The sequence below is a fragment of the Cupriavidus sp. PB-02 genome (assembly GCF_058252315.1).
Genome location: NZ_JBXPSX010000003.1, coordinates 818,243 through 832,370 on the forward strand (window position 1 = coordinate 818,243; position 14,128 = coordinate 832,370).

At 57.6% G+C, this 14,128-nt stretch carries 15 protein-coding genes, 1 tRNA gene and 4 pseudogenes; 7 read left to right on the forward strand and 13 right to left on the reverse strand.

Features of this window, described 5'->3' with window-relative positions; translation table 11 throughout:
- Positions 1–13 precede the first annotated feature (13 nt).
- The 3 genes and pseudogenes from AC10V3_RS38250 to AC10V3_RS38260 form a co-directional block, all read right to left on the reverse strand.
- A pseudogene (locus tag AC10V3_RS38250) lies at positions 14–316 on the reverse strand (group II intron reverse transcriptase/maturase); the annotation flags it as partial.
- Between the two features lie 679 nt (positions 317–995).
- Positions 996–1,319: pseudogene (locus AC10V3_RS38255) on the reverse strand (IS3 family transposase); the annotation flags it as partial.
- A gap of 74 nt (positions 1,320–1,393) precedes the next feature.
- Positions 1,394–1,690, reverse strand: coding sequence for an IS3 family transposase (locus AC10V3_RS38260; RefSeq protein WP_022538307.1), 297 nt, complete (start codon positions 1,688–1,690; stop codon positions 1,394–1,396).
- Positions 1,691–1,911: 221 nt separating this feature from the next.
- Here AC10V3_RS38260 and AC10V3_RS38265 point away from each other — a divergent pair, with 221 nt between their 5' ends.
- Entirely contained in the window at positions 1,912–2,268 is a 357-nt protein-coding gene (locus AC10V3_RS38265) for a hypothetical protein (RefSeq protein ID WP_349605038.1), read from the forward strand.
- 736 nt (positions 2,269–3,004) lie between these two features.
- Here the strand turns inward: AC10V3_RS38265 and AC10V3_RS38270 are convergent.
- Positions 3,005–3,721, reverse strand: a complete 717-nt coding sequence (locus tag AC10V3_RS38270) for a YiiX/YebB-like N1pC/P60 family cysteine hydrolase (protein ID WP_349605039.1) — start codon at positions 3,719–3,721, stop codon at positions 3,005–3,007.
- Between the two features lie 348 nt (positions 3,722–4,069).
- On the opposite strand from AC10V3_RS38270, the gene AC10V3_RS38275 reads away from it, so the two are divergent.
- The 3 genes from AC10V3_RS38275 to AC10V3_RS38285 all read left to right on the forward strand — a co-directional run bounded on the left by AC10V3_RS38275 (position 4,070) and on the right by AC10V3_RS38285 (position 5,389).
- Positions 4,070–4,492 (forward strand): NUDIX domain-containing protein, encoded by a 423-nt coding sequence (locus AC10V3_RS38275; protein ID WP_022540223.1) that lies wholly within the window; start codon positions 4,070–4,072, stop codon positions 4,490–4,492.
- A 213-nt stretch (positions 4,493–4,705) separates the two neighbouring features.
- Positions 4,706–5,017: an H-NS histone family protein gene (locus AC10V3_RS38280; protein ID WP_022540224.1), complete on the forward strand. Its 312-nt coding sequence runs from the start codon at positions 4,706–4,708 to the stop codon at positions 5,015–5,017.
- Positions 5,018–5,095: 78 nt separating this feature from the next.
- Entirely contained in the window at positions 5,096–5,389 is a 294-nt protein-coding gene (locus AC10V3_RS38285; protein ID WP_022540225.1) for a hypothetical protein, read from the forward strand.
- 150 nt (positions 5,390–5,539) lie between these two features.
- Here the strand turns inward: AC10V3_RS38285 and AC10V3_RS38290 are convergent, their stop codons facing one another.
- Positions 5,540–6,637: an IS5 family transposase gene (locus AC10V3_RS38290; RefSeq protein WP_374063806.1), complete on the reverse strand. Its 1,098-nt coding sequence runs from the start codon at positions 6,635–6,637 to the stop codon at positions 5,540–5,542.
- A 336-nt stretch (positions 6,638–6,973) separates the two neighbouring features.
- Here AC10V3_RS38290 and AC10V3_RS38295 point away from each other — a divergent pair.
- Together AC10V3_RS38295 and AC10V3_RS38300 are read left to right on the forward strand one after the other, a co-directional pair.
- Positions 6,974–7,058 (forward strand) — tRNA-Leu (locus AC10V3_RS38295).
- Positions 7,059–7,075: 17 nt separating this feature from the next.
- The gene (locus AC10V3_RS38300; protein ID WP_022540227.1) at positions 7,076–7,684 is read left to right on the forward strand and encodes a 3'-5' exonuclease; all 609 of its coding nucleotides are present in this window, start codon (positions 7,076–7,078) and stop codon (positions 7,682–7,684) included.
- Positions 7,685–8,285: 601 nt separating this feature from the next.
- Here AC10V3_RS38300 and AC10V3_RS38305 read toward each other — a convergent pair.
- Entirely contained in the window at positions 8,286–8,480 is a 195-nt protein-coding gene (locus AC10V3_RS38305) for a hypothetical protein (protein WP_022540229.1), read from the reverse strand.
- A gap of 381 nt (positions 8,481–8,861) precedes the next feature.
- Positions 8,862–9,134 (reverse strand): XRE family transcriptional regulator, encoded by a 273-nt coding sequence (locus tag AC10V3_RS38310; protein ID WP_022540230.1) that lies wholly within the window; start codon positions 9,132–9,134, stop codon positions 8,862–8,864.
- Positions 9,135–9,765: 631 nt separating this feature from the next.
- Between AC10V3_RS38310 and AC10V3_RS38315 the strand changes: the two genes are divergently transcribed.
- Positions 9,766–10,080, forward strand: coding sequence for an H-NS histone family protein (locus AC10V3_RS38315; RefSeq protein ID WP_022540231.1), 315 nt, complete (start codon positions 9,766–9,768; stop codon positions 10,078–10,080).
- A gap of 298 nt (positions 10,081–10,378) precedes the next feature.
- Here the strand turns inward: AC10V3_RS38315 and AC10V3_RS38320 are convergent, their stop codons facing one another.
- The 6 genes and pseudogenes from AC10V3_RS38320 to AC10V3_RS38345 all read right to left on the reverse strand — a co-directional run bounded on the left by AC10V3_RS38320 (position 10,379) and on the right by AC10V3_RS38345 (position 13,401).
- Complete coding sequence (locus AC10V3_RS38320) at positions 10,379–10,597, reverse strand: hypothetical protein (RefSeq protein ID WP_022540232.1); 219 nt, start codon at positions 10,595–10,597, stop codon at positions 10,379–10,381.
- A pseudogene (gene imuA, locus AC10V3_RS38325) lies at positions 10,524–11,227 on the reverse strand (translesion DNA synthesis-associated protein ImuA). Before imuA ends, AC10V3_RS38320 begins: the two are co-directional and overlap by 74 nt.
- 726 nt (positions 11,228–11,953) lie before the next feature.
- Positions 11,954–12,223: a Txe/YoeB family addiction module toxin gene (locus tag AC10V3_RS38330; RefSeq protein ID WP_022540233.1), complete on the reverse strand. Its 270-nt coding sequence runs from the start codon at positions 12,221–12,223 to the stop codon at positions 11,954–11,956.
- Complete coding sequence (locus AC10V3_RS38335) at positions 12,220–12,483, reverse strand: type II toxin-antitoxin system Phd/YefM family antitoxin (protein ID WP_022540234.1); 264 nt, start codon at positions 12,481–12,483, stop codon at positions 12,220–12,222. The genes AC10V3_RS38330 and AC10V3_RS38335 overlap by 4 nt, the downstream gene beginning before the upstream one ends.
- Before the next feature lie 289 nt (positions 12,484–12,772).
- Positions 12,773–13,084, reverse strand: a complete 312-nt coding sequence (locus AC10V3_RS38340; protein ID WP_022540235.1) for a helix-turn-helix domain-containing transcriptional regulator — start codon at positions 13,082–13,084, stop codon at positions 12,773–12,775.
- Positions 13,084–13,401: pseudogene (locus tag AC10V3_RS38345) on the reverse strand (type II toxin-antitoxin system RelE/ParE family toxin). Before AC10V3_RS38345 ends, AC10V3_RS38340 begins: the two are co-directional and overlap by 1 nt.
- Between the last annotated feature and the right edge of the window lie 727 nt (positions 13,402–14,128).

The following is a 14,128-nucleotide window of genomic DNA, read 5'->3' on the forward strand; positions in this document are numbered from 1 at the left end:
TGCATTATGAGATCACCGTCGGTATGCCGAGAGGTCTGAGTTTTCCGTTTGCTTTCGGTATGTACACGCGTCTTGCAGGCAGCGGACAATATGAGCCCTCCAACAGTTCGTCGCGTATTGTCGCCAGTTCATGCTGGAGATTCGCTTCCATCATGTCCTTGTCGACCCCGTCTACACCCGGCGTGCGCGCTCCGCTGGATGCCAGCGTAATACGAGCCGCTTCACTCAGCCAATCCCTATTGGCAATCAGCCTCAGGAGTCGATCGAACTTGCGCTCTTTGTTCTCCGTCGACCATGTCGCCAGTTTGCTTTGCATTTCACTGATTATCAAAGGTCTTCACCTCACTACGGTCAGTTAATCAACTCAACAAACCACTTCAACTGCCTCCCTTCGCCATGCGGCCGGCTTTCCCGACCTCGGACTACTACGGAGGCTCCGCCAGTTTGCACATCATCGGGGGCACACTCCCTTGGCATCTGTGCAAACCTTCCCCAGTTCACATGCTGGACTCAACGCATGGGCGAGGTTGCCTGTCGCAGTCTTTTATCCTTGCTTGCCGCAAGTCGTCGCGGACACCACGATCTAGCTGCGCGCTCCCCGTGGTTCCATCTGTCCGGCATACATGTCCAGTCAGTACTCGTGCCCCCGGGCCATATGTATGCCCGGCAGCAGCCCGCGTCCTGCCCATAAAGCGGTGTGGGCAGGGGTGACATTTCAACCCTCAGATGCGTTTCAACAGGTTCGTGTTCCTCAACCGTCCCATGCTCAGCCTAGAGACTCATCTTGGCGTAACCGCTTCGCCGCAAGCCCCGTTTCCCACGGACTACGTCACCCTGCCAGTGTCAGCAGGTCACCGCCGCTTCGGCTCACTTCCCCTCGCAGCAGAGGAAGGGCATGCCCCGGTACTGCAATGTCAACTCCACCGGGTCTGCATTCCAAACATGCTCAAGCAGCTTCACCCCCAAACGGGCGGGCTACGCTGGCTGGGCGTACTATACGTGATGTCCGAAACCCACGCGCGATTGGGCTCGGCCACGTCAAACTGCCGGTCGAGCACGTTCTCTGCCACAGGTAGCGTATGCCTGCTGTCGGTCGTCGAGACGAACTTGCGCTTCCATCTCGCGCGCAATCCCGTTTCGCGCATCAGCGTGCGGACCCGATAGCGGCCAATACGTAGTCCTTGTGCCCTCAGCGCATGCATCACGCGCCGGCTGCCGTAGTTCGCACCACTGGCAGCAAACGCTGCCTTGACGTGGGTCTGTTCCTGCAGGCTCTTTGCGCTCGGCTTGGCACGCCGGTGCGCATAGTAGCCAGAGCGGCTCACCTGCAAAACCCGGCAGGCATTACTGACCGATACGGCCTCCTGTTGCAAGTGAGTTACCACGCGATAACTCACTTCAGTTCTCGTGCAAAGAAGGCCGACGCTTTTTTTAACAGCGCATTGTCCTCGCGCAGTTGTCGGTTCTCCGCTTCGAGCTGCCGAATGCGCTGCTGTTCGGCCGTCAGCGGTTTGCCCTCGCCCGGGCCGCCGGCGCGCTCGGCGTCGTATTGCGCCACCCAGCGGCGAACGGCCGTCTCACCAAGTTCCATCGACCGGCAGACTTCGCTGACCGATAATCCCTGGTCTCGTACCATCCGTACCACTTCCAGCTTGAAGCTGGCGTCAAATTGTCGGCGCCTTCTTGTCATCTAGCTCTTTCCTCGTCGATTCCGGATTGTCCTCCTATCGACCTGTCCGAGGAAATTAGACCACTACAGGGTTCTCCTCCGGAGATGGATGGTCTGCCCCTCGCGGGCGAAGAGCACCCGGGTCTTCCCATAAGGAGAGCCTCTGGACATAGCAAAAACTGGATCTCGTCAGTGCACTCCCAATGAACTACTTTGTTAGAAAAACAATGTGCGGAGGCGTCATGGCGAAAATTGGCATTCCGGTTCAGTCTTTAGAATTGTTCAGACTGGACGCTGCTGCGAAATATGTCACTGAATTCGAACCAAGGCAAAATCAGAAACTATTTTGTGTTATCAACGTCGTTGTTTGCGTATTTGATTCCAGCGGACGCGCAGTGTCCGGAATTCGATATAGAGAGTTCAAGGCTTCTCGATTTGCCGATATGGTTGGTATGTGGACAAATGTCGACCTGCAAACCGTGGACGAACTATCAAGGCCAGGAACATATTTCCTTAAATTTTTCCCTTATCGGTCGACGCGTCCCGATCCAAATGATCTCATCCCGGATGCGCTGGCTTCGGAGATCTATCTGATTTAATTCCGACGTTTGCTGGCTCCCAGACCTATTGGAACGGGCATTGGGCAAGCGATTGTCCAGGTATCGAGAGTAGCGATTCGTGAAAGCCAGTTGGTGGACGACCCTTGGAAAGAAATTTAGGTAGTGGCACTAGTGAGGGCTTCTTTCTGGTGTCGGCACCGCTTGCAACTTTCTTCTATCAAGGGGATCATTCCTCCATGTCACTGAGGAAACAGATACCGTTGACTTCTCAACCCTGTTGAGGGATTTCCTAACCAAGTTCTTCAAAATATCGAGGCTCTTGTGGCTGCATCAGGGCGAGGTTGAAGAATAGACGGGTGAGTATTCCGCGAGTCCATTTGTCGCCGCTGACACAGTGGGCGCCTGGGAGCGGAAAGGACGGAGCAACAATCATCACGCGATGGATGACTGCTCATGTTGTGGGTTTCCGCCATTCGATGCTGGCGGCTTCTGCGTCCGTAAGTGAGAGCTGCCCCTGTCAGCAGTTACAACCAGTCGCCCCAAACGCGCTGGGCCTGGAAGGACGTGAGACCGATGTTGCCTGGACGCGATAAGGCACGAGAACGGTGCCTTATCGCGTCCCTCTCGCTGGCTTGATCACGTGCGTTATCCGCAATTCGGCATCGGCCCAGCGTACAAGCTGCTGCGCCCCTTTTGCGCCGAATGCCCAATATCGTCGGGGCCCAAACGACACGGCGAAACCGGTTTGGCCCGGCTTGTCTCGGTGCAGCAAAAACTATGAGGCATGATAGCCAGTAAGTTTCCCCTCTATGTGAACGACCTCCAGGCGGGGATCTTTACTGATGTCGCCGGGATTGGAACCCGGTTCGCCATCCGGCACTTCCATCCCAAACTGCTGATAGTAATGGGTCCACGCTTCCAAAATCTCACCGGTGACCTTGTCCCTAAAACTCATCGGTCGCTCAACAAAGAACGGTTCTCCCCCGTTTGCTGCTTTGAACATGTCGACAACGAGTTCGCTGCAGTACAAGGCTTTTTCGTCTGTCAGGTAGAACTGATCGTACGGAAGGTCGCGTAGCTGAAGCCCGTAGTCAATGGCCAAGGGCACAAGTGATGAAAAACTAGAGTTCAGTCGGCCAACCAAATAGCGCGGCTTCTTTTCCGCATCATTTGACCGCCGTAGAAAAACATCAATATTGGTCACTCTCACTTCCGGCGGGAACGCCTCGAGAACAAAGGTTCCTTTGTTGTTCTTTAATGCGACCCCAACGTGGTTGACGTGAGCACCCCGATAGCCTTCGGTTACTGCGGAAATTGCATTTTGACTTGAACCTATTTGCGTGAATATGATATCGCCATGCTTGATCACGAAATTCTCCTCCCAAAAATTTTTTTCTATGGCCACACGGTAGCTTTTCGCCTGAAAAAACGCGTCGCGGCGGTGAATTATGGCAGAACCGCCACAACCCATGCGAATCGCGGCTCTCTGCATAAGCGCCTGCAGCGTGTGGAAGACATAGCGCAGCTACGTCAACGCCAGCAGTGCGTGTCAGGATGCACGCACACCAGCGCTGGAAGTGGCGTGCCGGCCATCAGATGCGCCGCGACGTCGGCCCCGACCAAACTAGCCAGCGCGAGCGCCGACGCGTGGAGCTGGCGGTACGCCGCGAAGCCCCGAGCGTAAGTAGTCGTTCTCGATTCCGACAGATATTTGTCGTTTGTAGCCAGTCAAAAGGCAGGTTTGAAGTAGGGTTGTCGGTCCCTGATCTGGAGTCGCTCGAATGACGTCGCCGAGGTTGTCGAGTACGCTATTTATGCTTGGGTGTGAGAGAAACAGACAATGAGGCTCATTAAGCATTCTGCTGGGTTGGTTGTGCTCCGACCTACTGCTGGTCAGTGGCTCTGCCTGATCCTACGTGCATATCGAAATTGGGACATGCCCAAAGGCATGCCAGAGTCTAACGAACAGCCGTTATCGGCCGCGATGCGGGAATCCAGGGAGGAAACCGGCTTGTCAATGCTTGAGCTTCGTTGGGGGGAGGACTATCGCGAAACGGAACCTTATGCGAACGGCAAGATTGCGCGCTTCTATCTTGCGGTGTCCCCCAACGGGGAGGTGAGCTTACCAATTAGCTCTGAACTAGGGCGCCCAGAGCACCACGAGTTTCGCTGGGTGACATTTGCGGAGGCCCAGCAACTGCTGCCATCTCGGTTCGAGCCGATACTGGAATGGGCTCAGAGCATGGCCGGAGCGCCGAGTTAAGGTCAGCGGATGCCCTTCGTCCCTCGCTGCCCAATCGCTAGTCCTTGTCCTGCGTTGACCCATATTGCTGCTGCAAGCATGCAGGAGAAAAAAATATTTCTACTCGAGATCTTTGGGATCGGACTACGCACTCCTGTGATAAGGTGAGGGCAGTTGTGCATTCCAGTTTTAATTCACACTGTCTTCTCTCAGACCTAAGAAAGGAAGAATCGTATGGCTACATATAAGGAGTTGATGGCCCAGAAGCGGGCGCTCGAAGGCCACCTGGAAGAAGTGCGTGCCAAGGAAGTAGCAGGTGCCGTCGAGCAGATCCAGACTCTGATGGCGGAGTATGACCTGACAGTCGAGGACATTACCAAGCGCCGGCGCGGACGCCCGGCGGGGAGCGGTGCAAGCAAGTCGAAGTCCGAGCTGCCTCCGAAGTATCGTGACCCCAAGACCGGAAAAACCTGGTCGGGTCGGGGCCGTGCGCCCGCCTGGCTGGGTAAGAACCCGAACCGGTTTCTGATTGCAGAAGAAGCTTAACTGCGCTCGACGCACGACTCGGTAGAATGCATTCGCCCCTGGACAGCTGCAGGGATATCGCTTTTTGAGAATAGCGTCATGTCCTTTGAAGCGATTCACGCCGAAATAATGCTTGCCCGGCCATATTTGATTCCCCGCGAGCGCACGGACAAAGGGATAAGGAACGGGTATTCGTACTGGCTGAAAGTTCCGCCCAGCAAGGAGTTGCGGGTTATCCGACTTTCGCAAGAGGGCGACAGCTATGAACTCGTGCGTTCGGCCAGCGAGCGAAAATCGCTTCAACGGGTACGACAGCGCTTCTTCGGCTCAATGGCTGAGCTCCTGGCCATCATCGATGAACAAGTAGAGATCATCCGTGAGCATGGGCCTTAGTTTAGCAGGCTGCTGAAGTACTCCCCGCACAAACGGTATGCTTTCCGCCTGTGCAGGTAAGCACTGCTTGATTTCACAATCCGAAAGCTACGCGCCCCTGAATCGAGTTTTTCGGCTGTTGGGCGCCCATTTCCGGCCTTCTTTGCCCGCTTACTGCAACTGCGGACGGATTTGTCCCAGCGAACGCATGCGCACGAGGTTGTAGGCGGCCATGCTCAGCACGAACATCTGGTCGACTCGCTTCAGTCCGCGCACCATCACCTGGCGCATGCGCCCAACCGTCTTGACCCAGCCGAAGCCTTGCTCGATCAGCTTGCGCTTTTGCTGCGAGATGGCATATCCCTCGCTGCGGGCAATGGCATCAGGAACCGCCGAGCGCCGACCCGAGGTGTTTTGCGCCACATGCGGCGTCACCTTCATCTCCAGGCAGGCCTCAATAAACTCCTGCGCGTCGTAGCCCTTGTCTGCGCCCACTGTGATTTCGGTGTCCGGATTGTCCGTCACCTGCCGGGCATCGTTGAGCATGATTTTGGCAGCCTCGCGCTCGGCGTGTCCATCAGCGGTGCTCACCAGGGCGCTGACCACCAGGCCGTGGCGGTTGTCACTCAACGTATGCCCCATGTAGCGCAGTTCACTGCCAGTCTTGCCTTTGCGATAAAGCTTCGCATCTGGATCGGTACTGGATTGATGCGTCTCGTTGCTGCGCTGGTGCCCCCTGAAGTTGCCGCTATCGTCGTCGCCGTCGCTTCCATCCTTGCGGACAAAGCTCTTGTGGCCTGCCCACGCCTGAATCAGCGTGCCGTCCACGCTGAAGTGCTCGCCCGACAGCCAGTTCTTCTTCTGCGCAAGGGCCAGCACCTCGTTGAAGAATTCGATTACCGCGTCGTGTTGGATCAGACGCGCGCGGTTCTTGGTGAATACCGTGGGCACCCAGACTGCGTCGTCCATCGACAACCCGATGAACCAGCGAAACAGCAGGTTGTACTGCGTCTGCTCCATAAGTTGGCGCTCGGACCGAATGCTGTAGAGCACCTGCAGCAACATCGCTCGCAGCAGCTTCTCCGGCGCGATGCTCGGGCGACCGCCCTTGATGTCGGCCTCATACATCCCCGCGAACAGCCGATCCATCTTCGCCAAGGCCTGATTGACCATGGTGCGGATCGGGCGCAGTGGATGGGACTTGGGCACGAAATCGTCCAGCCGCCGCATGGTGAACAAGCTTTCGGTGAAGGTGTCTGCGCCGCGCATGCGATGTCGGAGAGTGAAGTCGGAGAGTGAATCGTGTTGAGTTCTCAGATCAACGTTTCGACCTGTCGATGCGCTGACTCGGGGTCGAGGTACTTCAGCAGCCTGTTAGATTAGGCGAATCCATTTGGTGCTTGGGATTGGCGTCACGCTCGCAAGTCATTTCCTCTTGCACAGCACCGTCGGTCCCGTCCGCGGCGGGACCAGAGCGCGGATTTTAGGTTAGAATGCGAAGCTTGAAACGATTTCCGAGCGTATGGGGCTTAAGCGAAGGCAAATGTCTCTGCGAGAGTTGGAAGCCCTGAAATCCCGGACGCCAGGCAATATTGTTTCTCCCCAGCCGACGTGGTGAAATTGGTAGACACGCTATCTTGAGGGGGTAGTGGCGAAAGCTGTGCGAGTTCGAGTCTCGCCGTCGGCACCAAACAACTTAGAAGCAGGATGCAGACGGTCGCGGTTCTGGATTTTGAAACGACGGGATTGTCGCCAAGTCTCGGTGACCGAGCCACGGAAATTGCTGTCATCTTGCTGCGCGACGGCGAGATTGTCGACAGTTATCAAAGCTTGATGAACGCTGGAAGGCGTATCCCCCCGCAGGTTGTAAGCCTGACCGGAATCACCAATGACATGATCGCAGATGCGCCTGCCGCATCGAAGGTCATGAGTGAAGCGGCCCGGTTTGTCGGCAGACATCCGGTGGTAGCCCACAATGCCGGATTTGACCGAAGGTTTTGGCAAGCCGAGCTTGGGCTTCTGGACATCGCAGCCAATCAGCACTTCGCGTGTACGATGCTCACCTCCAGGCGTATCTACCCACACGCTCAAAATCACAGGCTATCAACACTCGTCGATTTGCTGCAATTGCCCAAGACCGGGCGCGCGCACAGAGCGATGGCCGACGCTGAAATGACCGGTCATTTGTGGCATCGACTGCGACACGATATCGCTCAGACGTACGGAGTGAGGCAGGTCGATTACGCGCTCATCGCCCATGTTCAGGCAACCAGCCGCGCGAAGGTACCGACGTTCCTTCGTTCGCTGGGCGAATAAGGCGGAAATTGTTCGCTGGTCGGCCCGACACTGATCGGCATGGTGCTGCCGCTAGACAGACAGCCTGGCGTTTTCCCGCTGAGCGCCGCCCGCTTCCTATCCGCATCGTTTATCGTCTATCGCCTCGGCATCGAGACTCGCGGCAAGTCGCTTGAGGCGATCTCGGCCCATTAGTCGGCGCGATGGGCCCGGCCATCGCACGCGCCGGTCCGCCTACAGACAAGCCCTGCTTTTCGCCGATATGCGTTCGATCGCCGACAAGAGGAAAGCCCTCGGCCAATTGGTCGAGGGCTATGAGTATTGACGGGTTGTTCGCAGACCTGTCACCGACATCATCACATTTACGCTCCATCCTGGGCTCCCCCTATTGGTGGGAGACCGAAACCTGCGCATAACGACACGGCAGCATCCTTTCGCCCCGGCCCGGCCAGCTCGGCTGGTGCCGACTGCACAATGTCTACCATCACGGTGCTGCTGTCCAACGACGACTGCCGGACGGTCACTGCCGTTGTGCTTTCGCCATCCTTCGACCCTATACAAGCGAGGGCGTACGTAGGGACGGCGTTGCCGGAACGCGGCGATAGACCAAGCTCGGAAAGACTTACCGAATGCTTCGGACGGCCTCGAGCATCGAATGTCCTTGGCTTGTCAGGCGGGGATAAGCATTGTCGCTATCATGCCCGTGTTCCATCGTGACCAGTTTGTGAGCCAGCAAGCCGTCCAGTTGTTCCAGATCATCGATATCCGGTGCATCGCCGAGCAGTAGTAATGCAGCGATTTCGTGCGGACTTAGCATGGTGGCCTCCTTTGCCGGGGTCGGAAAATGGAACCTACGACAGCTGGTCCGTGGATCGAATTCCACGAAGAGTGATGAGAACGGCAATCAGCGCCGCGGTGCGAGGGACGCGCGGGGGATGCGCACACCGATCCGTTACCGTAAACTTCTTTGCCACCGAGGGCGCGCTAGGTCTATGCTGCGTCGCAGCAGCAGCGGTATCAGGCAAGGGCCGGGCGCTGCGAATGCAATGGAAACAAGGCCGTCAAAGTCGTCCAACTCGTATCTGCCAACTGGCTGATGCGATCGGAGGCAATACCCGTGTGCGACCGCATTCTCAGAGGGAAAAACCGAGTAGCGTTCTTTGCCAGTGCTACAACGGCTTAGTCGCGGGTCCTCGGCTTACTGCGAAGAACACTGCAACGGCAAGCTTAACCGCTTGACCCAGCCTCGCAGCTCGGCTGCATGAAAGGATTGGAATTTCCCCGAGACCGCCAACAGAAGGTCCGTCTGGGATGTACCAAGAAGGGTAGCAGCCTGCGAGACCGTCAGCCCGGCACCTCGAATCCGGTCGGTGATGTCTTTCACAATGCCCGCCTTAAGCGGGATTTCATCGGCGTCCGCAAAGCCAAGCTGCGCATAAACATTGCTCGTTCCATACTCGAAGCAAAACATGTGGACACTCCTCTGTTCGTGGACGACAACGTCTCCCTGCACCGGCGTGATGGCGGCTGAGGGCGCGATTATTCAGGGAAGGCAATGTGAAGGCAACTTCGGGGAAATACCGAGGATCCCCAGGCGCCCTAGCGACTGTTGTGCCATGAATTTGACACAGAACGCGCGTCCGTGACTTGATCCACCGCAAGATCAAACAGTCGGTCCAGCCGCAAAAGCAAGGCACGCAGAAAATCGGGCCCACGACAAGACCATTGGCTCTCCAGCCGTCCAAATCGCCATGTGTTAAACAGGGGGAGGTGTGGCCTGAGACAAAAAAGCCTTTAGCTATTCATGGCTCTGCACCCGATGCCCATCGGCTTAGCGCGATGCTGCATTGCTGCAATCTCTGGTACCCGGCATCCCCGTTTCTGCGAGTCTGAGAACAAAGCAAATCGGTACAAGAAGCGACCGACTTTACTTCAGAACGCCATCCCCTTCACTATGTTCTTCGCCTTGACGCGCGCAAAGAAACCACGTTCGAATACAGCGTGCCAAATTGCATTCGGGGCCGACTTTAGACAGTGAATACCTTGCAGGTCTTCTTTGAAATGCGTATAAGTTAATGGTGATCGAAAAATTGGAGGCAAAAATGGCAACGTATCAGCAACTGCTGGAGCAAAAGGAAGCTTTGGAAGCGCAGATCGCAGAGGCGCGTTCGACTGAGGTCGCGGGCGTTATCGAACAGATTCGCGAATTGATGATTCGGTATAACCTCTCGCCCGAAGATGTGGCGCCTCGGCGTCGTCGTGGCCGGCCTGCCGGTGCAGCATCCGCTGGCACGGAGAAAACCCCGCTCCCGCCGAAGTACATGGATCCTAAGACCGGGAAAACCTGGTCGGGTCGCGGCCGGACGCCGGCGTGGCTGGGCAAGCGGCCCGAGCGCTTTCTTATCGAGCAGGCTTGAGCGAGGACACGCGCCCGAGCCGTTGACGACTACGGCGGGTCCGTCATGGGGTCTGCCCATGTCTCGTCTCCGGCGATCGGCGCGGAAAAAAGGCGGCTCTCGAGCCAGTAGCAGAGAGCCGCGGAACGTCCATGAAGAAATCGGGCAATGGTTGCATTACCCGCCCTCAGTATGACTCCGTCGCACCTTGCTAGGCAATCGACCTGCCCAACGGCTCGCCTACGTTCTGCCTTACCAAAAAAATGAGCCCGCATGCCGAGGGACGGTGAATGCGGGCGGTAGTAGGACTGCCCAGCAATCATAGAGTGTCGCGGTCAAAGAGAATGGTCTGCGGTGCGATCATCTGCACGCTGCCACGGCGCATTGCCGGTTTCACGCCGGCCGCCATGGCCAGCGGCGACGCCAAGTGCACGCGCTCCTTGTCCAGGACAGCAACCGCCAGCTCAGTGGACCAGTTCGGCCGAAAGACTTCGAGTGGCAGGGACGACAGGCGTAGGCAGATCCACAGGCGCAGCATGGCGATACAACTGAACGGGGGAGGGCTGCAGCGCCACGTCAAGCGGCGATTCCTGCTGCGGGCCTCGACGCTTAACGAACTGCACACGAATTCCGTCCGATGCGGGCTCCAGCGTGAGGCGCAGCGGCGCCGGCGAGGCATCGCGTGCACAGGCCGTCGGACGAACAACGAAGAAAAGGACATCCGAGGCTTGGGCAGCAAGATGCAGACGCCGAAGCGCATCGTTACGCAGGTGCGACTGCCAAAAGACGAGCGCTCCGCAGGTCCCCGGTGCGCAAGATCTGCTCCGCGGCCCACAAAGCATCAGCGGTGTTCCGGGTTTCGACCCAGAGAATCTGGGCGGGCGCGACACTCCAGTTGGCGAGTGCCAACGCTTGAGGCGCGTGCGGCGGCGCCAGAAACGCGACAGGGCGGTTCGCGCGCGCAACGAGAGCAGGGCGTAACAAGGGCAATTCGCCGATCCGGTTGACGCTGCAGCAACTCCGTCAGGCAACTGAGCGGCCAGCCGCCGCCCGGCAGCTCCTTGTCGAGCGACGGATACCCGGTCGGAACGGTGCGTGCGCTACCTCGGGCAAGCTGTGAGGCAAGCCATAGCGATGGATGAATGGATTCAGCGGTGACGGTTAGCATGGTGAGCTCCTTCCACCAGTGCACTGTATATCCATACAGTATTCACCTGTACGGAACGCCAGGCAGCAACCGCCTCCCTCGTCGCCGCTTCACAAGAAGCTCAAAATGGTTACGGACAAGAGTCGCACTTAGCCGTCGTCAGTTGTCACGTAACAATCGAAAACTGTGAAGGCGTGGCCAAAAGCGCGACAGGGCGGTTTGAGCGTCAACGAGAGCAGAGGCGACTCGCCCATACCCGGCTGGCGCTGCAGCAGGTTTCTTGGGCGACGGTTAGCATGGCTAACTCCAGTCGCCGCTGTAAAATGAGGCGAATAGTTAATATCTAGGATGCGGATGGTATGATATGAATGGGCGGTTTGTAGGGCGTGACTCTGTCCACCGCACCTAGGCCATCGCATCGCTCTAGAGCGATGCCAATTTATTGGCACGGCCAGCCCTGCTGCGGGAAGCGCATCAGGCCTCTTATAATTGGGGTGTTGCAGGCAAGCGCAGAGCTTGTAGAGGTCGTCGAAAGACGGCAGCCCGTCTTGGGTGGGATCCTCGAATCCGGGGCCTGCAACCGTCTTATTCTTAATTGTCGCGAACCGCGGCAATCACACGTTGGCGCTCAGCATCTTCTGTGTCGCCGCACCAGAACTTCAAACCATACCCGTCCACCTGCCCGTTGCGCCGGCACAGATTGCGCGCGAGCATGCGCAGGTAACGGTCCTCCGTCTGTGCAGTGAGCTACTTGTCGCCGTAGTGGTAGCGGCAGGCGGCGATGTAAACCGCGTCGTCGTCAGCCGTGTACACGAAGCGGTTGGCGTCATCGATGCGGCGTGACCAGACACCAGACAGGTTGCCCTTCAAGGGCTCCGGCTTTCCGATGCCCTCAAAGGGGTCGCGCTGGCACTCGACGATGAGTTGGTTGATGCGCTTGAGGATCTTCTTGTCCTGGGTCTGCCACCAGACATATTCCTCCCAGGCGTGCGGGGCAAAGATGACTTTGCGCGTCATTCAGCGTCCGGGTCGATCAATTGGCGCTCCACGCCCTTACCCTGGCGCAGCTGCGCGAGCGATTCCATCAGGCGCTGGGCGTTGGCCGGATTCGACATCAGGTACATTGTTTCCATCCAGCTGTCGTACTGCTCTTGCGACATGATGACGGCGTTGGGCGCGTCGCGGCGCGTGATCAGCACGGCATCGTGGTCGTCGATGGCTTGGTCGATGACCGCCTTCAGGTTGTTGCGGGCATCGGAGAAATGAACGGTGCGCATGCGCCTCTCCCAAAAGAACTTGTTCAACTACTGAGACAAGTATAGCAAACCTGCGCGCAGAAGGACGGGTGGATCTGCGCGCAGCCTGGGAGCGCGCCGGGAGGTGGTCAGACGGCCCAGAGCTGCTTAACGGCCCGAAGGCGCAAAATATTTAACATAACGATTATTATGCGTCTTTTGTTTGTTATGAATGAATGAACACACGCAAAAATTCGCTCTACGGGCGTTATGTTCAACCGCCTCTTGGCCCGCCCTCAGTTGGGCCCATCTGCCAAAGCGCAACTGAACTTTATGAATGAGCCGGCTCGCCATGCGCAGGACGGACCGCCAAGCGCATTCCCATCGCTTTGAGGATCGCCGAGAGATTGCTCAGTACGGGATTCCCGGTCGGAGACAGCGTGCGATAGAGTTGGGTCGGATTCAAGTGAGCTTGCTGAGCTACGGCCTGGACACCGCCGAACGCCTTGGTCAGCTGACGAAGCGTAATCATCAGTTCGGCTTGATCACCATCCTCGAGAATGGCGTTGAGTGTCTCTAAGGCGAAGGCCGGATCCTCGCGGAACATTTCGGCCATCGCGTCATCGTGGTGTCGGTCTTTCATTAGTTGGCCCTCCGTTGCCAGTCTTGCCAATACGCGCAAGCACGGTCAATGTCAGCGCTCTGCGTGCGCTTATCACCACCGCACAACAGCAGAACGATCTGCCCCTTTGCGATGCCGTAGTACACGCGATAGCCGGCACCCACGTCGACACGCAACTCCCAAACTCCATCTCTGCAAAACTTGTGATCGCCAAAGTTGCCCTGCTCGGCTCAAGCGGCGAACGACGGAGACCTTGGCGGTGCTGTCTTTCAAGCCACTAACCATTCGTAGAAGATGTCACGCTGATCCGGAGTCAGGTAGTGTCGAATCTCATACATAATCTATTTTCGTCTATAAACGAAAAAAGGTCAAGGCCGCTCGTTGCCTGCCCCACTATCGGCGCCAAGCAGCCGGTACCGCTCCAAGAAGGATACGCCCGTGGCAAGGTGCTTTTACTTCACAATGTGCGGCCACTGACTGCCTCTTTTGCTGTAACAGGCCTCGAACCGGGATACCCATCCCTCTCCACAGCGGCCGAGGGCTTACAGCAACTCCGGCAGTTGGTGCGGCTGTGCCGCCGACCTTGCCCAGTTTCGGCAACGCCCGCCGCAGGCTGGCTCGGCGCACCCTGAAGGCGGCCCCGTTCCGTCGAGAATTGGGTACTCCGTGCCACGAACTGCCAGCCGGCCTCACCAAACTCCCCCTCCCCGGGGGCGGCGCGTCGCCGCTTGATAAGCACAACGTTATCGAACCTTATTGCCGCGCCCTGGCAACGCCGGCGTCACGTGGATCCTGTCTACGCGCATGCGAGTTTGGAGGGAGCGCAGCGGCAGCAGCCGGCCAGGAAGCGACGGTCGACAGCACGCCCCGAACGGCGGCTCTACGCTTAGCTGCGGCCATCCAAAAGATCCTTCCTCATGTCCAGTTCCCGACCTACTTCTGCGCGACGTTCGTTCCCCGGAGCGGACATCCGACTGATACGTACGTCAAAGAACGCCTGAGCCTTCGCAGACGTCCTTGCAAGCTCCGGGTGTTCAGGAACCAGGTCGATGTCCGAGTTATGGC

Bases quoted from the DNA above. Each gene is read 5' to 3' on its own strand.
- AC10V3_RS38300 (WP_022540227.1), top strand. From the start codon at position 7,076: ATGCAGACGGTCGCGGTTCTGGATTTTGAAACGACGGGATTGTCGCCA.
- AC10V3_RS38275 (WP_022540223.1), top strand. From the start codon at position 4,070: ATGAGGCTCATTAAGCATTCTGCTGGGTTGGTTGTGCTCCGACCTACT.
- AC10V3_RS38310 (WP_022540230.1), bottom strand. From the start codon at position 9,134: ATGTTTTGCTTCGAGTATGGAACGAGCAATGTTTATGCGCAGCTTGGC.
- AC10V3_RS38330 (WP_022540233.1), bottom strand. From the start codon at position 12,223: ATGACGCGCAAAGTCATCTTTGCCCCGCACGCCTGGGAGGAATATGTC.
- AC10V3_RS38260 (WP_022538307.1), bottom strand. From the start codon at position 1,690: ATGACAAGAAGGCGCCGACAATTTGACGCCAGCTTCAAGCTGGAAGTG.
- AC10V3_RS38290 (WP_374063806.1), bottom strand. From the start codon at position 6,637: ATGCGCGGCGCAGACACCTTCACCGAAAGCTTGTTCACCATGCGGCGG.
- AC10V3_RS38305 (WP_022540229.1), bottom strand. From the start codon at position 8,480: ATGCTAAGTCCGCACGAAATCGCTGCATTACTACTGCTCGGCGATGCA.
- AC10V3_RS38265 (WP_349605038.1), top strand. From the start codon at position 1,912: ATGGCGAAAATTGGCATTCCGGTTCAGTCTTTAGAATTGTTCAGACTG.
- AC10V3_RS38280 (WP_022540224.1), top strand. From the start codon at position 4,706: ATGGCTACATATAAGGAGTTGATGGCCCAGAAGCGGGCGCTCGAAGGC.
- AC10V3_RS38335 (WP_022540234.1), bottom strand. From the start codon at position 12,483: ATGCGCACCGTTCATTTCTCCGATGCCCGCAACAACCTGAAGGCGGTC.
- AC10V3_RS38315 (WP_022540231.1), top strand. From the start codon at position 9,766: ATGGCAACGTATCAGCAACTGCTGGAGCAAAAGGAAGCTTTGGAAGCG.
- AC10V3_RS38270 (WP_349605039.1), bottom strand. From the start codon at position 3,721: ATGCAGAGAGCCGCGATTCGCATGGGTTGTGGCGGTTCTGCCATAATT.
- AC10V3_RS38285 (WP_022540225.1), top strand. From the start codon at position 5,096: ATGTCCTTTGAAGCGATTCACGCCGAAATAATGCTTGCCCGGCCATAT.
- AC10V3_RS38320 (WP_022540232.1), bottom strand. From the start codon at position 10,597: ATGCTGCGCCTGTGGATCTGCCTACGCCTGTCGTCCCTGCCACTCGAA.
- AC10V3_RS38340 (WP_022540235.1), bottom strand. From the start codon at position 13,084: ATGAAAGACCGACACCACGATGACGCGATGGCCGAAATGTTCCGCGAG.